The organism is Streptomyces sp. NPDC057565 (assembly GCF_042801455.1).
Classification (GTDB): Bacteria; Actinomycetota; Actinomycetes; order Streptomycetales; family Streptomycetaceae; genus Streptomyces; species Streptomyces yanii.
This window is the reverse complement of sequence record NZ_JBHVFU010000009.1, coordinates 72,792-91,499: the sequence shown is the minus strand read 5'-3', so window position 1 is coordinate 91,499 and position 18,708 is coordinate 72,792. Positions and strand designations below refer to the sequence as shown.

Below are 18,708 nucleotides of genomic sequence, written 5' to 3'. Positions count from 1 at the left end.
AAATATGGGACATTAGATATCAAACATTCACAAATAGGAGGATTCGGCCCATGCCCCCTGTGATCGAAGAACAGGCCGAAGCCCGGCTCATCACCGAGGCGACCGACACCTTCTCCGTCCCCGTCGACCTGCGGTACGACGCGGCCGTCGACCCGCGTACGGTGCATCTCACCTTCCCCGGCGGCACCGACTGGGCCTTCGGCCGAGACCTGCTGGAGGGCGGGCTGCACTCGCCGACCGGGCACGGCGCGATACGGATCTGGCCGTGCGGACGGGCGCAGCTGGTCGTGGAGCGGCACTCGGCGGACGGCGTCGAGGTGGTGCAGTTCGACAACGCGCCGCTGATCCGCTTCCTGGACCGCACCCACGGCGAGAGCAGGACGTCCGAGACCACACCGGCGTGACGGCATGGATGAGCCCCCGTGCCGCTCGCACGGGGGCTCATCGTCGCTCCGGCCCCCCGTCCCCACAGGTAACCGGTGCATTCCGGGGTCGCGCTCCGCTCGGACGCGGACCCCGGGGCTCCTACGGATCAGACGTGCGTCAGTTCGCGCTCGCCCCGGGCGTCGCCGTGCCCGTCTCCGCCGGACGTCTCGCCGAGCTGCTTGCGCAGCCCCTCGCCCTCCACATCGACATTGGGCAGCAGCCGGTCCAGCCAGCGCGGCAGCCACCAGGCGCGCTTGCCGAGCAGGGCGAGGACCGCGGGCACGATCGCCATCCGGACGACGAACGCGTCGAAGAAGACGGCGATGGCGAGCGAGAAGCCGATCATCTTGATCATCGACTCGCTGGAGCCGATGAACCCGGCGAAGACCGCCATCATGATCACGGCCGCGGCGGTGACGACGCGGGCGCCGTGCTTGAAGCCGGTGACGATCGCCTGCGGGGGCTTCTCCCCGTGGACGTACGCCTCGCGCATCCGGGTGACGAGGAAGACCTCGTAGTCCATGGCGAGACCGAAGACCACACCCACCATGAAGATCGGCATCATGGACATGATCGGGCCGGTCTGTTCGACGCCGAACAGCGAGGCCAGCCAGCCCCACTGGAAGACCGCGACGACCGCGCCCAGGGCCGCGACGACCGAGAGCAGGAAGCCGAGGGCCGCCTTCAGCGGCACCAGCACCGAGCGGAAGACCACCATCAGCAGCAGGAACGCCAGGCCGACGACGAGCGCCAGATACGGCAGCAGCGCGTCGTTCATCTTCTGCGAGAAGTCGATGTTCATCGCCGTGGATCCGGTGACCAGGACCTCGGCGCCCGTGTCGGACTTGATGTCCGTGCCCGCGTCACGGATGGCGTGAACCACGTTCTCCGTCTCGGTGGAGCTCGGCCGGTCCTTGGGGATCACGGTGATCATGGCGGTGTCGCCGGCCTTGTTGAAGTGGGCCGGAGTGACCGCGACGACGTGCGGGATACCGGAGATCTCGTCGGAGACCTGCTTGACCGCGGTCTTGCCGTCCGAGCTGTTCGCCGTGTCCACGACGACCATCAGCGGCCCGTTGAAGCCGGGGCCGAATCCGTCGGAGAGCATATCGTAGGCGCGGCGCTGGGTGGTGCTGGTGGGCTGGGAGCCGTCGTCGGGCAGGCCCATCTCCAGCGAGGCGGCCGGTACGGCGATGACCCCGAGGCCGAGGACTCCTACCAGCAGCACCCAGACCGGCTTGCGCAGGACGAACCGCGCCCACCGGGTACCCATGTTCGGCTTCGCCTCGGGCCGGCTCGAGGCCTCGGCGGCCTTGCGCGCCTTGCGTCCCATGACCCGCTTGCCCGCGAAGCCCATCACCGCCGGGACGAGGGTGAGCGCGATCAGGACGGCGATCGCGACCGTGCCGGCCGCGGCGAAGCCCATCTTCGACAGCATCGGAATGTTGACGACGGCCAGGCCGACCAGGGCGATGACGACGGTGAGACCGGCGAAGACGACCGCGGAACCGGCCGTGCCGACCGCCCGCCCCGCCGCTTCCTCTCGCTCGCGGCCCTCGGCCAGCTCGGCGCGGTAGCGGGAGACGATGAAGAGCGCGTAGTCGATGCCGACCGCGAGGCCGATCATCATCGCGAGAGTGGAGGTGGTGGAGCCCAGGTCGAGCACGTTGGCCAGGGCCGTGATCGTCGAGACGCCGATGCCGACGCCGATGAGCGCGGTGAGCAGCGGCAGACCGGCCGCGACGAGCGAGCCGAAGGTGATGACCAGCACCACCGCGGCGATCGCCACACCGATGATCTCGGTGACCCCGGTCTCCGGCATCACCTGGAGCGCGTCACCGCCGATCTCCACGGTCATCCCGCTCTTCTGCGCCGCGTGGCCCGCGTCCTCCAGGGCGCTCCGGGTCGCATCGGTCAGCTCCATCGAGTTGACCTTGTAGGACACGGAGACGTACGCCGTGGAGCCGTCCTTGCTGACGGCGTTGCCGGTGTACGGGTCGGTGACCGAGGCGATCTGATCCGAACCCGACTTCAGCTCGTCAGCGATCTTGTTGACCTCGGCCTTGTTCGCCGGGTCCGTCATCTTCTGACCGGCGTCGGCCTTGAAGACGACCCGCGCGGTCGCGCCGTCGGCGCTGGAGTCGGGGAAGCGCTGTTCCAGCAGGTCGAAGGCCTTCTGAGCCTCCGTACCCGGGATGGAGAAGGAGCTGGAGGTGGCGGTGGACGCGGAGGCGGCGCCGAATCCGGCGAGCGCCAGCAGCGCCACCCAGACGAGGGCGACAAAGCGGCGGCGCCGGAAGGCGAACCGTCCGAGCTTGTAGAGGAATGTGGCCACGGAGGCGTACTCCCGGTCAGGTCGTGTGAGTGGAAAAGGGCGTGAGGAACCAGCCCGACGACGAGAGCGGCGTGTCAGGTGGGGCTTGGGGAGAGGGTCGTACGGAGGGGACGGGGTCAGACGCCGAGAGCGGGGAGGATCACGGAGTCGACGTAGTCGATGAGAAACGCCTGGTCGACGGTGCGGTCCTCGACCAGCTGCCGAGCGGTGAAAGCGCCGATCAGCATGTGCGGTACATATTTCAGCGCCGGGTTGTCCGGACGCAGTTCACCCCGGTCCACGGCTCGGCGGAGGAGCAGGTCGAGGCCGGTCATCTCCGGCTCGATGAGCAGTTCGCGCAGTGCCTGGTACAGATCGGGATTGTTGTGGACGGCATGTATGAGGCCCCGCATCAGCGCGGAGTCCTTCTCCATCTGGCAGTCGTCGGTCCGGCCCAGCGCGGCATGGAAATCTCCGCGCAGTGAACCGGTGTCGATCTCGGCAAGGCCGCCCGGCTTGTTGTGGCGCAGCGCCTTGACGACCAGCTCCGGCTTGCTCCCCCACTGGCGGTAGAGGGTGGCCTTGCTGGAGCGGGTACGGGTGGCGACAGCGTCCATGGTCAGGGCGTCGTAGCCGACCTCGCGCAGCAGGTCGAGCACCGCGGCGTAGAGCTCGCTCTCGCGCTCGGGCGTGAGGCGGGTGCGTGCCATGGGTCGACCTCCTGTCCTGTCGCTCGTACTTCCGTCAGCCGAACGAAACTGTTTCGTACACCTCGAAGGTACCCCCCGGCTGAGCGAAACTGCATCGTTTCGCTTGTGTGTTGCACCACAAGTTCTTCCGCACCACGAGTTGCCGCGTCCCGCTCACACGGAAAGCATTGGGGGGTGAGTGAAGACGTCGCGTATCTCCGTTTCCCGCACCTTCACAAGGACCTGCTCTGCTTCGCGGCCGAGGACGACCTCTGGGTCTCTCCCCTCGTCGCCGAGGGACAACAGCCCGGCCGGGCGTGGCGGGTGACCGTCGACCGGACGCGGGTCAGTCACCCGCGCTTCTCGCCCGACGGGACCCGTATCGCGTACACGACCTGGCGCACCCTGGATCCCGAGATCCATCTCGCCCCGGTCGAGGGCGGGCCGGCCCGCCGGCTCACCTACTGGGGGTCGACCGACGCCCGGGTCTGCGGCTGGACCCCCGATCCGGACGAGACGTCGCACATCCTCGCCGTGTCCTCGCACGGGCAGCCGTTCTCGTACTTCTCCTGGGCCTACAGCCTTCCCACGGACGGCTCCCCCGGCGGCAAACTCCCGTGGGGTCCGGTCTCCGACATCGCGGTCGCGGACATCGACGGCGAGCGGCGCACGCTGCTGCTCACCGGCACACCCCCGCACGAACCGGCCGGCTGGAAGCGGTACCGGGGCGGGGCGATGGGGCGCCTGTGGCTGCACGGCAAGCGGCTGCTGCCCGATATCGGCGGCCATCTGGACTCACCGATGTTCGTCGGCGGCCGGATCGCGTTCCTCTCCGACCACGAGGGCGTCGGCAATCTGTACTCCTGCCTGCCCGACGGCTCCGACCTGCGCCGCCACACCGACCACGACGCCTTCTACGCCCGGCACGCGTCCAGCGACGGACGCCGCGTGGTCTACCAGTGCGCGGGCGAGGTGTGGCTGGTCGACGACCTCGAATCCCCGGACGCGGTGCCGCGGAAGCTGCAGGTGCGGCTCGGCGGGCCGCGGGCCGGGCGGCGTACGTACCAGGTGCCCGCCGCCACCAATGTCGACTCGCTGTCCGTGGACGAGACGGGCCGGGCGAGCGCCGTCTCGGTCCGCGGCAGTCTGTACTGGCTGACCCACCGCGACGGGCCCGCCCGCACCATCGCCGACACCCCCGGGGTCCGGGTCCGGCTGCCCGAGATGCTCGGCAGCATGGGCCAGGTCGCCTATGTGACGGACGCGGACGGCGAGGACGCCATCGAGATCGCGTACCTGCCGCGCGCCAGCGGTGACCGGGCACCGCGCAGGCTGGCCTCCGGCCAGATCGGCCGGGTCCACGAACTGATCGCCGACCCGGAGGGCGAACGGCTCGCGATCGCCACGCACGACGGCCGGCTGCTGCTCCTCGACACGGCCGAGGAGTCCACCAGCGAACCGACCGAGCTGATCCGCTCCATCAACGGACCGGTCCGCGATCTGGCGTTCTCGCCGGACGGCGCCTGGCTGACCTGGTCGCATCCCGGGATCGGCCGCTCGCTGCGGCAGATCAAACTGGCCCGGATCATGGGACCGGGCACCCCGGTGATCGTCGATGTCACCAACGGCCGCTTCGAGGACGAGAACCCGGTGTTCACCGGCGACGGCCGGTATCTCGCGTTCCTCTCCTGGCGGGGCTTCGACCCGGTGTACGACGTCCACACCGGCGACCTCTCCTTCCCGCTCGGCTGCCGCCCGTACCTGGTGCCGCTCTCCTCCGCGACCCCGTCCCCGTTCGCTCTCTCACCGGAGGGGCGTCCGGCGGCGGGCGGCCTCGACCCGGTCGACGTGTCGGAGGAGGCTCCGGCCGAAGGGGCCACGGTCACGGTCGAGTTCGAGGGGCTGGAAAACCGGGTGACGCCGTTCCCGGTCACCGCGTCGAAGTACTCGGCTCTGCGCCCGGTCAGCGGCGGCGGGCTCGTCTGGCTGCGCTGGCCGATCTCGGGCGCGCTCGGCGAGACGTTCGCCAACCCGGCGGACATGTCGGGCCGTCCGACGCTCGAGCATTTCAACATCACGAAGGCCAGGAAGACCGAACTCGTCGGCCATCTCGACTGGTTCGCCGTCAGCGGCGACGCGACCCGGCTGGTCGTCATGGACGAAGGGGAACTGCGCGCCGTACCGGCAACCGAGGTCGGCGACAGCGACTCGACGGTCTACCTCGACCTGCGGCGGATCCTGCATGATGTCGACCCGGCGGCGGAATGGCGGCAGGCGTACGGGGAAGCGGGCCGCATCATCCGCTCCTACTTCTGGGACCCTGACATGAGCGGCATCGACTGGGCGGGCGTGCTCGACCAGTACCGTCCGCTGGTCGAACGGGTCGCGACCCCCGACGAGTTCGCGGACCTCCTGCGCGAGGTCCTCGGCGAACTGGGCACCTCGCACGCGTACGTGGCACCCGCCCGCCGCAACGAGGGCCCGCCGCACTACCAGCGGGCGATCGGCCTGCTCGGCGCGAACCTGGTGTGCCGGGACGGCAAGTGGGTCGTCCGGCGGATCCTGCCGGGGGACTCCTCCGACTCCAAGGCGCGTTCACCGCTCGCCGGTACGGGCATCCGGGAGGGCGCGATCCTCACCCACGTGGACGGCCGCCCGGTGGATCCGGTCGCGGGCCCCTACCCCCTTCTCTCCCAGGCGGGCGGGACCACCGTCGAACTCACCTTCTGCCCGGCCGAGAGCGAAGGTCCCTCCCGCCGTGTCGCCATCGTCCCCCTGGTCGACGAGCGCCCGCTCCGCTACCAGGACTGGGTCGCCAAACGCCGCGATGTCGTACGGGAACTGAGCGCCGGCAAGTGCGGATACCTGCACATCCCCGACATGGGCGGCTCCGGCTGGGCCCAGTTCAACCGGGACCTGCGGATGGAGGTCTCCCGCCCCGCCCTGATCGTCGACGTACGCGGCAACGCGGGCGGCCACATCAGCGAGCTGGTCATCGAGAAACTGACCCGCACGATCCTCGGCTGGGACCTGACCCGCGACGCCCAGCCGGTCTCGTACGCCTCCAACGCCCCCCGCGGCCCGGTGGTGGCGCTCGCCGACGAAGCGACCTCCTCCGACGGAGACATGATCACCGCCGCGTTCCGCCTGCTGGACCTGGGGCCGGTGGTGGGCCAGCGGACATGGGGCGGGGTCGTCGGCATGACGGGCCGGCACCGGTTGGGCGACGGCACGGTGATCACGGTGCCGATGAACGCGGCGTGGTTCGACGCATACGGATGGTCGATCGAGAACCACGGTGTCGAACCGGACCTGGAGGCGCTGCGCACGCCGCTGGACTGGGCGGAGGGCCGGCACGCGGTGCTGGACGACGCGGTGCAGATCGCGCTCGACCTCCTGAAGTCCCACCCGGCGTCGACCCCACCGACGTACGAGGACGCCCCGAACCGCGCACGGCCACCGCTGCCGCCGCGATAGGCGCCGGGCAGGCCCATCAAACCCGTCACATCAAGCCCGCCCTGCGGCCCGTCACATGATGCCCGTCCGGCGGCCCGTCACATCAAGCCCGTCCGGCGGACACATCAAGCCCGTCCGGCGATTGAGGACAAAAGAAGGGGGGCCGGGGGCGTGCCCCCGGTTTCGGGAAGGGGCGGGGTGGGGGAACAGACCCCACGCACGCGAAAGGCGCGTCCGGTCTCCCGAACGCGCCCCTCGCACCGACGAGTCAGACGTCGTCGTCGTACCGGTCGCGCGCCCCATGCGCCGCGTCCCGTCGCGCCCCCTGCGCCGCGTCCCGGGCCCTGCCCCGCGCCCGTTCCGACGCATCGGACGTCCGCTCGCGCGGCTCGCCCTTCTTCTCGCCCCCGTTCTTCTTCGCCTGGTCGGCGAGCTCTTGCGCCTTGTCCTTGAACTGGTCTGCGATACCCATGCTGTTCACTCCTAGTGGGGTGCTCGGGATGCATTGGGGGGTGACCCCGTTGGGGCCTCGACCAGACTTACACGCCAGGACATCCCACGCATTTCGATCACTTACGCTGCGTGCTCGCACCCCGCGCGACCTCGTCCGCCGCACCCCCGGCGCCCACAAGTCCCTTGCTCACGCCCGCGAGTCGCGACCCGAACCGCTTCATCTCGCGCTGCCCGACCACCCCGATGACCGCCGGCAGGTATCCGCGCACCGACTGCATGCCGCGCAGCCACCACTGCGCGTACACGTGCGCCGAACGCCGCTCGATGCCGGCCACGATCCGGTCGACCGCCGGGCCCAGCGGATACGTGCGGTTCGCCGGCCACGGCAGCCGCTGCCGCAACTCCCGCATGACGTCGTCCTCGTCGGCGCCCCGCACCATGTCGGTGTCCGTCCAGGACAGGTAGCCGACACCGACCTTCACGCCCCGGTATCCGACCTCCGCCCGCAGACTGTGCGCGAACGCCTCCACGCCCGACTTCGACGCGCAGTACGCGGTCATCATCGGCGCCGGAGTGATCGCGGCGAGCGACGCGATCTGCAGGAAGTAGCCGCGGCTCTCCATCAGTACGGGCAGGAACGCCCGCCCCGTCACCGCGCCGCCGATCAGATTGACCTCGATGACCCGCCGCCACGCCTCCGGGTCCGAGTCGACGAACGGCCCGCCCGAAGCGACCCCCGCATTGGCAACGACCACGTCGACCTTGCCGAAGCGCTCCTTCACCTCCTGCGCGACCTGCGCCATCGCCACATGGTCGGTGACGTCGGCGTACCAGTGGTCGCTCTCCGCGTGCAGCCGCTCGGAGACCTTCTTCAGCTCGTCCGGCTCCAGGCCGACCAGCGCCAGCTTCGCGCCGCGCGCGGAGAGCTTGCGGGCCAGCAGCTCTCCCACGCCGCGCGCCGCGCCGGTGACGACCACGACCTGTCCTTCGAGACTGCGCCTGCCGCTCATACGACCTCCTCCTCAACAGTGCCACCGACGGTGTCGGTGACAGGGGTGACATACCCGGCGGCCAGTTCCCGGATCTTCGCGGTGACCGCCTCCGGCGCCTCCACCGGTGTCATGTGGCCCATCCCCGCCAGCTCGGTGAGCCCCAGGCATTCGGGCAGCGCCGCCGCGAGGGCGCGCGCGTGGACGGGCAGAGTCAGCCGGTCCTCCGTACCCGCGATCACGGCGGTGGGCACCCGCAACTCCCTCACGCCCGCGTCGAGATCGAGCTCCGCGAGCACATGCCCCCAGGAGACCCGGGCCGCCCGCGGGCAGGCGTGCACGATCCGGGCACAGGACTCGACCCGGTCCGGGGCCGAACCGGCGCCCATCGTCGCGTACTTGAGGATCCTTTTGGAGACAGGTGTGACCGGCCCGAGCGGGGCCCGCGCCCCGAGGATCGCGCGGGTCATCCGGGTGCGGACCGCACCGGCCCGCATCGGCACGACGAGCGACTCGGCGATCAGCCGCGAACTGCCGGTGCTGCACAGCAGTACGGCTGCCGCGTGCTCGCGCAGCCCGGCCCGCCGCGAGGCGGCCATCAGCGTCATGCCGCCCATGGAGTGCCCGGCGAGCACCGCCTGCTCGCCGGGGGCCAGCGCCGCGGCCAGCACCGCTTCGAGGTCGTCTGCGAGCGCGTCGGTGCTGTACCCCTCGGGGCGGACGGCGGGTGTGCGGCCGTGGCCGCGCTGGTCGTAGACGACGACCCGGTGGTCGACCGCCAGGTCGCGGATCTGCGCGGCCCAGAAATGGGTGTTGCAGGTCCAGCCGTGCGCGAGCACGACCGCGGGGGCGCCGTCCGGCCCGTGCAGCTCGACGTGGATGCGGGAGCCGTCGGCGGAGACAGCGGTCAGTTCGCGTGTGGGCACCGGCGGGGCGTCCTCGCGCCGCAGCAGCCTGCTCATCGCGCGACCTCCTCGGCGACGGCCTTCCCGGCGACGACGGCCCCGGCGGCATCGGTCTTCCGGGGCCGGATGACCTCGTACTCCCCGAGGTCCACCGTCCGAGTCGCCCGGCGGAACTCACCCGTCGTTCCCGGCCAGGCCGTGGTGTTGCGCCCTCTTGCGTCCAGATACCAGCTGGTGCAGCCACCGGTGTTCCACACAGTTCGCTTCATCCGCTCCTGGACCCGCCGGTTCCACGCCCCGACCGCCGACGTCCGCACACCGAGCGCGGTCCGCCCGCCCAGGACGTTCAACTGACGCAGATAGTCCGCCATGTAGTTCAGCTGGGACTCGATCATCAGGATCATGGAGGAGTTCCCGAGCCCCGTGTTGGGGCCGATGATCGTCATCCAGTTGGGGAATCCCGCCGCGGTCGCGCCGCGCAGCGCCTGCATGCCGTCCTTCCAGGACTCGGCGAGCGTGATGCCTTCCGCGCCGACGACCCGGTCGGCGATCGGCATGTCCGTCACGTGGAAGCCGGTACCGAAGATGATCGCGTCGACCTCGGTCTCCGTGCCGTCGGCGGCGACGACGGTCGAGCCGCGTACCTCGGCCAGCCCGGAGGCGACCACATCCACATTGGGCTGGGCGAGCGCCGGGTAGTACGTGCTGGAGAGCAGAATCCGCTTGCAGCCGATGCGGTACGAGGGCGTCAGCTTCGCCCGCAGCGCCGGATCCTTGATGGCCCGTGCGAGGTTGGACTTGGCCACCCTCTCCACCAGGCCGAGCTCATTGGGGTGCTTGGTGAAGGCGCTGACCTGCAACTCCCGTATCCCCCACAGCAGTCCGCGGCGCGCGGCGCCGGTGAACGGAAGCGCGCGGTGCAGCCACCGCTCGGCGCCGCTGATGTTCCGGTCCATGCGCGGCATGACCCACGGCGGGGTGCGCTGGAACAGGGTCAGCCTGCCGGCCTTCGGCTGGATCGCCGGCACGATCTGGATCGCGGAGGCGCCGGTGCCGATCATTGCGACGCGCTTGCCGGTCAGGTCGTAGTCGTGGTCCCAGCGGGCCGAGTGGAAGACCTTGCCGGGGAAGTCGGCGAGACCGGGTATGTCCGGCATCTTCGGGTCGGAGAGCGGGCCGGTCGCGGAGACGACGACATCAGCGACGATCGTGGTCCCGTTCACGGACTCGATCACCCAGTTCAGCTCGTCGTTGTCCCACCGCATCATGGTCACTTCATGACCCAGCCTGATGTGCGGGCGCAGCCCGAAGGTGTCGGCGACACGCTCCAGGTAGGCGCGGATGTGCTCCTGCCCGGAGAAGGTGCGCGGCCAGTCCGGGTTGGGGGCGAACGAGAACGAGTAGAGGTGGGACGGTACGTCGCAGGCGCAGCCGGGGTAACTGTTGTCGCGCCAGGCGCCACCGACGGAGTCGGCCCGTTCCAGGACGACGAAGTCGGTGATGCCTTCGCGGCGCAGCCGGACCGCGGCCCCCAGGCCCCCGAATCCGGATCCGATCACCGCCACGCGTACATGCTCGTGCTGGGCCATGCTGCCGCCTCCCGCGGTACGTCACACGACTCTGCCAGCAATCACTGGCATCGTTGGGAGAGTAGAGCAGCTCCGTACCGATGGGTAGGGGTCCGGCACGGGAAAGTTACCGACGGTACAACATAGGGTGCGGTGGTGGCCGAAGGACGCGAGCACCGCGAATACCGCATGGAGGAGCTGGCCAAGGAGGCCGGCATCCCTGTGCGGACCCTGCGCTTCTACCGGGAGCGCGGTCTGATCGCGCCACCGCGCCGGGAGGGGCGCATCGCCTGGTACGACGACCACCACCTGGCCCGGCTGCGGACCATCGCCGCGCTGCTGGAGCGCGGACACACCCTCACCGGAATCGCCGATCTGGCCCGCACCTTCGAGAGCGGCCGCGATGTCGCCGAGGTGCTGGGGCTGGGCGAGCCCACCGAGGAGACCCCCGTCCGCCTCACGCCCGAACAGCTCGCGGACCACTTCGAGGGCGAGGTCACCCCGGAGAACCTCGCCACGGCCCTGGAGCTGGGCTATCTCGCCACCGACGGCGACGAGATCGTGCACATCAGCCGCCGTCTCCTGGAGGTATCGGCGGAGCTGGTACGCGAAGGCGTGCCGCTCTCCACCGTGCTCTCGGCGGGGCGCCGGGTCCGGGAACACGCGGACGCCCTCGCCGATCTCTTCGTACAGGTACTGCAGGCCCACACCACGGAGTCCGAACCGCCCCAACTCCGCCCGCTCGCCCGCGCGGTGGTGGACGCCGAGCTCTCCATGGCCCTGGATCGACGGCTGCGCCGCGACGACGGCACGCAGCCACCGAAGGCGCCGGAGACGTGACCCCCTGCGACCGCTCACCTAACAGCGCCTGCCATCACGGCAATTGACTACGCATCACACGCCCACGGTCGATGGACACCTCGGACACGGCCCGCACCGGCCGCCGTCCGCGCCCGACCGTCACCACGCCTCGACGGGCTCCGACGCAGTCCAGGTGCGTGTCGCCGCGCTCCTGCCGGAACGGGCGAGGCCCACAGGTGCTGTACGGCAGGAACGCACCGCGGTACACGCCGGACGGCGCACAGAAGCCGCCCACCCCGACGAAATCACGTTGCCCACCCTCCCCCTGTACGCAAGGCTTCCCCCATGTCCGACAACAATCCGAGCGGTTCGCACGGGGTTGCAGCCCTGTTCTCCCACGGGCGGCTGACCACGATCCCTCGCAAGCCGGCCCGCCGCGAGCAGCTGCTCGTCCACCTGGCGCAGACCCTGTTCGAGCCGGACCGCACCTACAGCGAACGCGAGGTCAACGAGGCGCTGCTCACCGTGCACGACGACTACCCGGCGCTGCGCCGTTTCCTGGTCGTGGCAGGCCTGCTGATCCGCCCCAAGGACGGCAGCAGTTACCGGCGGGCCGGGTAGAAGCCCCCTACAGCTCGAAGACGGCCGTCACCGGCGCGTGGTCGCTCCACCGCTCGCCGTGTGTGGCGGCCCGCTCCACCCATGCCTTTCTCGCACGCCCGGCGAGACCGGGGGTGGCCACCTGGTAGTCGATGCGCCAGCCCGTGTCGTTGTCGAAGGCCCGCCCGCGGTAGGACCACCAGGAGTACGGCCCTTCCTCGTCCGGGTGGAGCGCCCGCACCACATCGACGTACGCAGCCTCGTCGAAGACCCGGGTCAGCCACTCCCGCTCCTCCGGCAGGAAGCCGGAATTCTTCTTGTTGCCCTTCCAGTTCTTCAGGTCGGCCTCCTGGTGGGCGATGTTCCAGTCGCCGCACACCAGCACCTCACGGCCGCCGGCCGCGGACCGCTCCCTGAGCCCCTTCAGGTACGGCAGGAACGCGGCCATGAAGCGCTCCTTCTCGTCCTGCCGCTCCGTACCGACCTCACCGGACGGGAGATACAGGCTCGCCACCGTGACACCCGGCAGGTCGACCTCGACGTACCGGCCGCTGTCGTCGAACTCCTCACCCCCGGCGCCCCCGAAGCCGCCGAACCCGATCTGCACCCGTTCCGGCGCCCGGCGCGTGTAGAGAGAGACCCCGGCCCGCCCCTTGGCGGCCGCCGGTGCGTGGACGGCATGCCAGCCGTCGGGCTCGCGCACCTCGTCGGCGAGCTGGTGCGGCTCGGCACGCACCTCCTGGAGGCAGATCACATCGGCTTCGGTCCCCGCCAGCCACTCGACGAAGCCCTTCTTCGTGGCGGCGCGGAGCCCGTTCACATTCACGGTGGTCACGGTGAGCATCAGGGCACAATACCGACAACCAGCGATCGCATACCTGTACCATTTCCCGCATGAATATCCAGCCTCGGTCGTTCGACCACCCCGACGCCGTCAAACTCAACGACCAGGTGCAGCTCGAATACGCGCAGCGCTACGGGGACGAGGGTGATGTCACACCGCTCGCCCCGTCGATGTTCCGGCCTCCGCGCGGACTCTACCTCCTCGCCTACGACGAGTCGGGGGCACCGGTCGCCACCGGCGGCTGGCGTGCGCAGGACCAGAACGAGGAGGGCTATCTGGACGGCGACGCCGAGCTCAAGCGGATGTTCGTGATCCCGGAGGGCCGCGGAAGGGGCCTGGCCCGCCGCATCCTCGCCGCTCTCGAAGCGGACGCACGGGCGGCGGGCCGCACCCGAATGGTGCTGGAGACCGGCGACCAGCAGCCGGAGGCGATCGCGCTGTACACCTCCAGCGGCTACACCCCCTGCGAGAAGTTCGGCTACTACCGCACGTACGAGAGCAGCCGCTGCTTCGCCAAACCGCTCCAGGAGTCGTGAACCGGGCCCTGTCCTGATCCGGTGCCCCTCACGGCACTGGAGCCCTCCGAGGAATCCCAGCAACGCGGCACGGAAGGCCTTGCCGTCGTCGGTCCCGGAGACCGGGGAGGTGTCGGCGAGGACCAGCGCCGGCACCCGGTTCCGGTGCAGGCGGTGGAACTCCATGCCGATTCCACCTGGTTGTGCCCGGCGGCGGACGCCGACCCGGCCGCGAAACAACGTCGTGCCCCGATGCCTCACCGCACGCGGGCAACACCCACACAGAACCCGCTGCGTTCGTTCTCCGGCGCCGACTCCTCCCGGTACCACTCCGCGGCCGGGCAGTTGTCCTCGCCGCCCAGCAGCCAGTCGTAGACGCGCGCCGGGTGGGGTTTGCCGGTGTCGATCCGGGACGTGGGCGGGCCGGCCGTCACAGGAAGCTCCTCCGTACGGGGAATCGCAGGCAGGGGGCTGCGCCTCAATCCGGCCGCAGGATGTCCGCGCGGGAAGTACCGGACGGTCCGAACTGCCCTGGGGATCAAGCCGTCTTGGAAACGACGAAGTCCCGCCCGATCTTTCGATCGGGCGGGACTTCGTCGTGCGGTGGACCTGTGGGGATTTGAACCCCAGACCCCCTCGATGCGAACGAGGTGCGCTACCAGACTGCGCCACAGGCCCTTGCAACGAGTGAAACTCTAGCACCCTCACAGGGGTGCTTGGAAATCCGCTCCCTTGCTGGTCAGCCGGGTCGGCGTCGGAGCGGTCTCACTCGTTGGCGGCGCGGGGCCGGTCGCCGTCGTCGTACTGGTCGAAGAGCGGGGTCCGGCCGTGGTCGCGGGAGCGGCGGGACGAGCCGGTGCGCCGGCGTGGCGCCGGTTCGGCCGGGGGCGCGGCGGGGTGCGCGGTGCCCGTCTGTGTCGGCTCGGCCGTGCTGGAGCGGGCCGCGCTCCAGGTCTCCGGGTCGCCGACCTCGACGCCGCCCGTGGCGCGCGGGGCGACCGGTGCGGTGACGTACGTCGGCAGCGGGACCGGGACCGGCTCCCAGCTGTCGCCCTGGACCCTGCCGCGTTCACGCTGCTGGTCGACCCATTCCGCGTGGTCCGTCTGCTCGACCAGGGCGCGGCGGCCCGCCTCCTGCGGAGAGACCGCGGGGGCGGGCTCGGGCTCCGGGTGGCGCGCCTCGGGCTCCTCGTCGGACTCGGCGGGGGCCGTCGTCGCGGGCTGGTGCCTGCGGGGACGGTTCTCGCGCAGGTGCTGCGCCGCGACCTCTGCCCGGCGCCGGTCCATGGTGAAGACGAACCGGCGCCGTTCCTGGGCGCGCAGATGAACGATGTACATGCTCAGCAGCACGGCCGGCACCGCGGGCGCCCACAGGAAGCGGAGGCCGCCGACGGCCGCGACGACCGCGCCGAGGGTGAAGGCGAGAAAGAGGATCGACGTGGTGCGCCGTCGGCGCGCGAGGACCTGCGAGCGCTGGGCGCGCCGGGCGCGCTCGGCGTCGGCCCCGCCGGGTCGTGTGCGCCGTGCGGGCACAGGCACGTGTACGGGTCTGTCCTGGGCCTGCGGCTCCGGTGCGCGCGCCGGGTCGTGCACCCGGGCTTCGGTGTGCGCCGGAGGCGCGGCAAAGGCCCGGACGTCCACGGAATCCAGTCGGTCCGTGTCCGCGTCCGGGTCGGCGTCGGGGGCCGCCTCCTCGGCGGTGCGTTCCCGCAGCTCCTTGGCATACCGGCGCTCCATGGCCGCCCGTCCGGACAGCAGCCGGATGGCGGTGCTGAAGCGTTCCGTCGGACGGGCTTCATTGAGCTCGTCCTGCCTGCGGAGCCACATCGGCACCAAATAGGCGGCCCAGGCCCCGACGATGACTGCATAGATGAGGCCGCTGCTGCTCACGTCTCACACCGTAGAGGGGTTTGCACGGAGGCATCCGCCAATTGGCCCGGTGTGTCGCATGATCCGGCTGATATCGCGGACTTTTTTTGTGATTGTTCGGATCAGCTGTCGGCGTTTGCGCGTTCGTTAGCGGTCACACATCGACCAATTTCGAACACTTATTTTATTTCGCGTGGCGTTCCGGTCGTGCCTGGTGCCAGCGCCGGAGCAGTCCGTCGGGCACCTCCTCCGCCGTGAGCGCAAAGATCAGATGGTCCCGCCAGGCACCGTCGATGTGGAGATAGCGCGGACGCAGCCCTTCCTCGCGGAATCCGAGTTTCTCCACGACCCTCCGGCTGGGCCCGTTCTCCGGCCGAATGCACACCTCGATGCGGTGCAGCCCGACCGTCCGGAAACAGTGGTCGACAGCGAGCGCCACCGCGGTCGGCATCACACCGCGGCCCGCCACGTCCTGATCCACCCAATAGCCGACGTGTCCCGAGCACATCGACCCCCAGGTGATCCCGGCGACCGTCAACTGTCCGACCAGGCGCCCCTCGTACTCGATGGCGAAGGGCAGCATCCGGCCCGCGTTGGCCTCGGAACGCAGATGGCGGATCATCTGACGGTACGTGGGGCGCCGGGCGACCGGGCCGCCCGGGGCGGGGGGTGGAACCGTCGCCTCCCAGGGGCGCAACCAGTCGCGGTTGCGCCGGTTGACCTCGCGCCACACGCGCTGGTCCCGCAGCTTTATCGGCCGGAGGGTGATCGCGCCGTCCGTCAGAATCACCGGCCAGGTCGGGACGTTCAGCTCGGGCTCCCGGGTCGGGGGTGGTCGCCGCCGCGGAGCTGGTCGACGGCGTGTACCAGAAGACGTTCGAGGACGGCAAGTCCGTCCCGCACCCCACCGGTGGAGCCCGGCAGGTTCACGATGAGGGTGCCGCCCGCCACACCCGCGAGGCCACGGGAGAGCGCGGCCGTGGGGACCTTCTCGCGGCCCTCGGCGCGGATCGCCTCCGGGATGCCGGGGATCTCGTGGTCGAGGACGCGGCGGGTGGCGTCGGGGGTGCGGTCGGTGGGTGAGATGCCCGTACCACCGGTGGTGACGATGGCGTCGTACCCGGCGGCCACCCCGGCCCGCAGGGCCTGTTCGACGGGATCGCCGTCGGGGACGACCTGCGGCCCGTCGACGGCGAAGCCGAGCGCGGTGAGCGCCTCGACGATCAGGGGGCCGCCCCGGTCGGCGTAGACACCGGCCGAGGCGCGGTTCGAGGCGGTCACGACGAGGGCGGCGTACGGGGCGGTCGGCGCACCGCCGAACGGCGCCGCGTCGGGCGCCGTCATGCGTCCGCTCCCTCCGGCGCCGGGCGCCGGTAGTCGCCGGACTTGCCGCCGGACTTCGCCTCGACCCGGACATCCGTGATGACCGCGCTCTTGTCGACCGCCTTGATCATGTCGATCACGGTGAGCGCGGCGACCGAGACGGCGGTCAGCGCCTCCATCTCCACGCCCGTGCGGTCCGTCGTCTTCACCGTGGCGGCGATCTCCACCGCGTCGTCGGCGACGCTCAGATCGACCTTCACGCCGGAGACGGCGAGCGGGTGGCAGAGCGGAATCAGCTCCGGGGTGCGCTTGGCACCCATGATCCCGGCGATGCGGGCGGTGGCGAGGGCGTCGCCCTTGGGGACTCCCTCGCCACGGAGCAGTTCGACGACGCGCGGCGAGACGAGGACCCGGCCGCTGGCGCGGGCGACGCGCGCGGTGACGTCCTTCTCGGACACGTCGACCATCCGGGCCGCGCCCGCCTCGTCGAGATGCGTCAGCCTGTTCTGCGTACTCACTGAACTCCGCCTAGCGGTAGGGCGCCGGTTGCCCGCTCGGCCTGCACCGGGGTGCGGCCGGGGGTCCAGGGGGTGTCCCCCGGTAAGGCACAGCGGCAGACACCGTACCGCCACCGGCCGGCGTTCAGCGGAGCAGGATCACCTCGGTGACCGTGCCGGGCTCCGCCGAGGTGACGTCCTCGGGCAGCACGATCAGCGCGTCCGCCTGGGCGAGGGCCGCGATCAGATGCGATCCGGAGCCGCCGACGGGCGTGACGGTGCCCGCCTCCGCGTCGTACGTGCCGCGCAGGAACTGGCGCTTGCCGGACGGCGAGGAGAGCGCTTTGTCGGTGTTCAGCGTGGCCTGGACGGTCGGGCGGGTCACCTCTTGCAGGCCCATCAGCGTGCGGATCGCGGGCCGCACGAACAGCTCGAACGAGACGTACGAGGAGACGGGATTGCCCGGCAGCGCCAGCAGCGGTGTGTGCTCCGGGCCGATCGAACCGAAGCCCTGCGGCTTGCCGGGCTGCATGGCGAGCTTGCGGAAGTCGATGCCGCTGCCCGGCTCGTCCTCGTCGCCGACGGAGGACAGTGCTTCCTTGACCACGTCGTACGCACCGACACTGACCCCGCCCGTGGTGACGACGATGTCCGCGCGGATCAGCTGGTCCTCGATCGTGGCGCGGAGCGAATCGGCGTCGTCCTCGACGGCTCCGACCCGGTAGGCGATCGCTCCGGCGTCGCGCGCGGCGGCGGTCAGCGCGAAGCTGTTCGAGTCGTAGATCCGGCCGCCGGTCAGCTCCTCGCCGGGCTGTACGAGTTCGCTGCCGGTGGAGATGACGACGACGCGCGGCCGCGGGCGCACCTTCACGGTGGAGCGGCCGATCGCTGCGAGCAGCCCGATCTGCGGTGGCCCGATCACCGAACCGGCCCGCAGGGCCAGATCGCCGGGCTGCACATCACTGCCGCGGGCCCGGACGTGGGCACGGGCCGCGACCGGACGGTGGACGCGGACCTCCCCGCCCGCGACCTGCGGGGCGTCGCTGTGGGAGCGCATGGTGTCCGCCGGGCCGCCGCCCGTACCGCCGTCGGTCCACTCGACCGGGACGACGGCCTCGGCACCGGCCGGCAGCGGTGCGCCTGTCATGATGCGGGCGGCCTCGCCCGGTCCCACGGTCTGGTCGCCGGAGAGCCCGTCGCTGCCCGCCGCGATGTCACCGATGACCGTGAGCACCGCGGGGAACTCCTCGCTGGCGCCCTCGACATCGGCGATCCGGACCGCGTACCCGTCCATCGAGCTGTTGTCGAAGGGCGGCAGGGCGATCTCCACCATGACGTCCTCGACGAGGACGCAGCCCTGGGCCTCGGGCAGCTGCAGCTCGATGGGTTCGAGCGGCCGCACGGCGCCGAGAATGTCTTCCAGGTGCTCGTCCACCGACCAGATCGTGCTGCTCAAAGT

General features: G+C 70.7%; 17 protein-coding genes, 1 tRNA gene and 1 pseudogene. 5 read left to right on the top strand and 14 right to left on the bottom strand.

From position 1 onward, the window contains the following. The first annotated feature begins 50 nt into the window (after nucleotides 1-50). Nucleotides 51-404 carry an SsgA family sporulation/cell division regulator gene (locus ACFU8W_RS19605; RefSeq protein WP_345517676.1) on the top strand — a complete coding sequence of 118 codons (354 nt, stop codon included), beginning with the start codon at nucleotides 51-53 and terminating at the stop codon, nucleotides 402-404. 128 nt (nucleotides 405-532) lie between these two features. On the opposite strand, the gene ACFU8W_RS19600 is transcribed toward ACFU8W_RS19605, so the two are convergent. After that, entirely contained in the window at nucleotides 533-2,761 is a 2,229-nt protein-coding gene (locus ACFU8W_RS19600; RefSeq protein ID WP_384038621.1) for an MMPL family transporter, read from the bottom strand. 116 nt (nucleotides 2,762-2,877) lie between these two features. Further along, nucleotides 2,878-3,450 (bottom strand): TetR/AcrR family transcriptional regulator, encoded by a 573-nt coding sequence (locus ACFU8W_RS19595; RefSeq protein WP_384038618.1) that lies wholly within the window; start codon nucleotides 3,448-3,450, stop codon nucleotides 2,878-2,880. 174 nt (nucleotides 3,451-3,624) lie between these two features. Here ACFU8W_RS19595 and ACFU8W_RS19590 point away from each other — a divergent pair, with 174 nt between their 5' ends. Further along, nucleotides 3,625-6,906: a S41 family peptidase gene (locus ACFU8W_RS19590; RefSeq protein ID WP_384038615.1), complete on the top strand. Its 3,282-nt coding sequence runs from the start codon at nucleotides 3,625-3,627 to the stop codon at nucleotides 6,904-6,906. A 247-nt stretch (nucleotides 6,907-7,153) separates the two neighbouring features. Here the strand turns inward: ACFU8W_RS19590 and ACFU8W_RS19585 are convergent, their stop codons facing one another. The 4 genes from ACFU8W_RS19585 to ACFU8W_RS19570 form a co-directional block, all read right to left on the bottom strand. Next, on the bottom strand, nucleotides 7,154-7,357 hold the full coding sequence (locus tag ACFU8W_RS19585; protein ID WP_345517672.1) for a hypothetical protein: 204 nt from the start codon (nucleotides 7,355-7,357) through the stop codon (nucleotides 7,154-7,156). 97 nt (nucleotides 7,358-7,454) lie between these two features. Continuing rightward, complete coding sequence (locus ACFU8W_RS19580; RefSeq protein WP_384038612.1) at nucleotides 7,455-8,348, bottom strand: SDR family oxidoreductase; 894 nt, start codon at nucleotides 8,346-8,348, stop codon at nucleotides 7,455-7,457. Further along, nucleotides 8,345-9,289 (bottom strand): alpha/beta fold hydrolase, encoded by a 945-nt coding sequence (locus ACFU8W_RS19575; RefSeq protein WP_384038609.1) that lies wholly within the window; start codon nucleotides 9,287-9,289, stop codon nucleotides 8,345-8,347. Before ACFU8W_RS19575 ends, ACFU8W_RS19580 begins: the two co-directional genes overlap by 4 nt. Continuing rightward, the gene (locus ACFU8W_RS19570) at nucleotides 9,286-10,821 is read right to left on the bottom strand and encodes a flavin-containing monooxygenase (RefSeq protein ID WP_384038606.1); all 1,536 of its coding nucleotides are present in this window, start codon (nucleotides 10,819-10,821) and stop codon (nucleotides 9,286-9,288) included. The genes ACFU8W_RS19575 and ACFU8W_RS19570 overlap by 4 nt, the downstream gene beginning before the upstream one ends. Nucleotides 10,822-10,989: 168 nt before the next feature. Here ACFU8W_RS19570 and ACFU8W_RS19565 point away from each other — a divergent pair, with 168 nt between their 5' ends. After that, nucleotides 10,990-11,640, top strand: coding sequence for a MerR family transcriptional regulator (locus ACFU8W_RS19565; protein WP_384038925.1), 651 nt, complete (start codon nucleotides 10,990-10,992; stop codon nucleotides 11,638-11,640). 306 nt (nucleotides 11,641-11,946) lie between these two features. Continuing rightward, nucleotides 11,947-12,222 carry a DUF2087 domain-containing protein gene (locus ACFU8W_RS19560; protein WP_384038604.1) on the top strand — a complete coding sequence of 92 codons (276 nt, stop codon included), beginning with the start codon at nucleotides 11,947-11,949 and terminating at the stop codon, nucleotides 12,220-12,222. Between the two features lie 7 nt (nucleotides 12,223-12,229). On the opposite strand, the gene ACFU8W_RS19555 is transcribed toward ACFU8W_RS19560, so the two are convergent. After that, nucleotides 12,230-13,045, bottom strand: coding sequence for an exodeoxyribonuclease III (locus ACFU8W_RS19555; protein WP_384038601.1), 816 nt, complete (start codon nucleotides 13,043-13,045; stop codon nucleotides 12,230-12,232). Nucleotides 13,046-13,095: 50 nt separating this feature from the next. On the opposite strand from ACFU8W_RS19555, the gene ACFU8W_RS19550 reads away from it, so the two are divergent. Further along, on the top strand, nucleotides 13,096-13,581 hold the full coding sequence (locus ACFU8W_RS19550) for a GNAT family N-acetyltransferase (protein ID WP_345517666.1): 486 nt from the start codon (nucleotides 13,096-13,098) through the stop codon (nucleotides 13,579-13,581). 281 nt (nucleotides 13,582-13,862) lie between these two features. Here the strand turns inward: ACFU8W_RS19550 and ACFU8W_RS19545 are convergent. The 7 genes and pseudogenes from ACFU8W_RS19545 to glp all read right to left on the bottom strand — a co-directional run. After that, nucleotides 13,863-13,994 (bottom strand): annotated as a pseudogene (locus ACFU8W_RS19545) (SAM-dependent methyltransferase); the annotation flags it as partial. A 170-nt stretch (nucleotides 13,995-14,164) separates the two neighbouring features. After that, nucleotides 14,165-14,238, bottom strand: a tRNA-Ala gene (locus ACFU8W_RS19540). Nucleotides 14,239-14,325: 87 nt separating this feature from the next. Further along, nucleotides 14,326-15,450 (bottom strand): gephyrin-like molybdotransferase receptor GlpR, encoded by a 1,125-nt coding sequence (glpR, locus tag ACFU8W_RS19535; protein WP_384038598.1) that lies wholly within the window; start codon nucleotides 15,448-15,450, stop codon nucleotides 14,326-14,328. A gap of 163 nt (nucleotides 15,451-15,613) precedes the next feature. Beyond that, nucleotides 15,614-16,219, bottom strand: a complete 606-nt coding sequence (locus ACFU8W_RS19530) for a GNAT family N-acetyltransferase (RefSeq protein WP_266984714.1) — start codon at nucleotides 16,217-16,219, stop codon at nucleotides 15,614-15,616. Between the two features lie 17 nt (nucleotides 16,220-16,236). Beyond that, the gene (locus ACFU8W_RS19525; RefSeq protein WP_327245902.1) at nucleotides 16,237-16,773 is read right to left on the bottom strand and encodes a MogA/MoaB family molybdenum cofactor biosynthesis protein; all 537 of its coding nucleotides are present in this window, start codon (nucleotides 16,771-16,773) and stop codon (nucleotides 16,237-16,239) included. Beyond that, nucleotides 16,770-17,270 carry a cyclic pyranopterin monophosphate synthase MoaC gene (moaC, locus tag ACFU8W_RS19520; RefSeq protein WP_327245901.1) on the bottom strand — a complete coding sequence of 167 codons (501 nt, stop codon included), beginning with the start codon at nucleotides 17,268-17,270 and terminating at the stop codon, nucleotides 16,770-16,772. Before moaC ends, ACFU8W_RS19525 begins: the two co-directional genes overlap by 4 nt. A gap of 124 nt (nucleotides 17,271-17,394) precedes the next feature. Then, nucleotides 17,395-18,705, bottom strand: coding sequence for a gephyrin-like molybdotransferase Glp (gene glp, locus ACFU8W_RS19515; protein WP_384038593.1), 1,311 nt, complete (start codon nucleotides 18,703-18,705; stop codon nucleotides 17,395-17,397). Nucleotides 18,706-18,708 lie beyond the last annotated feature (3 nt).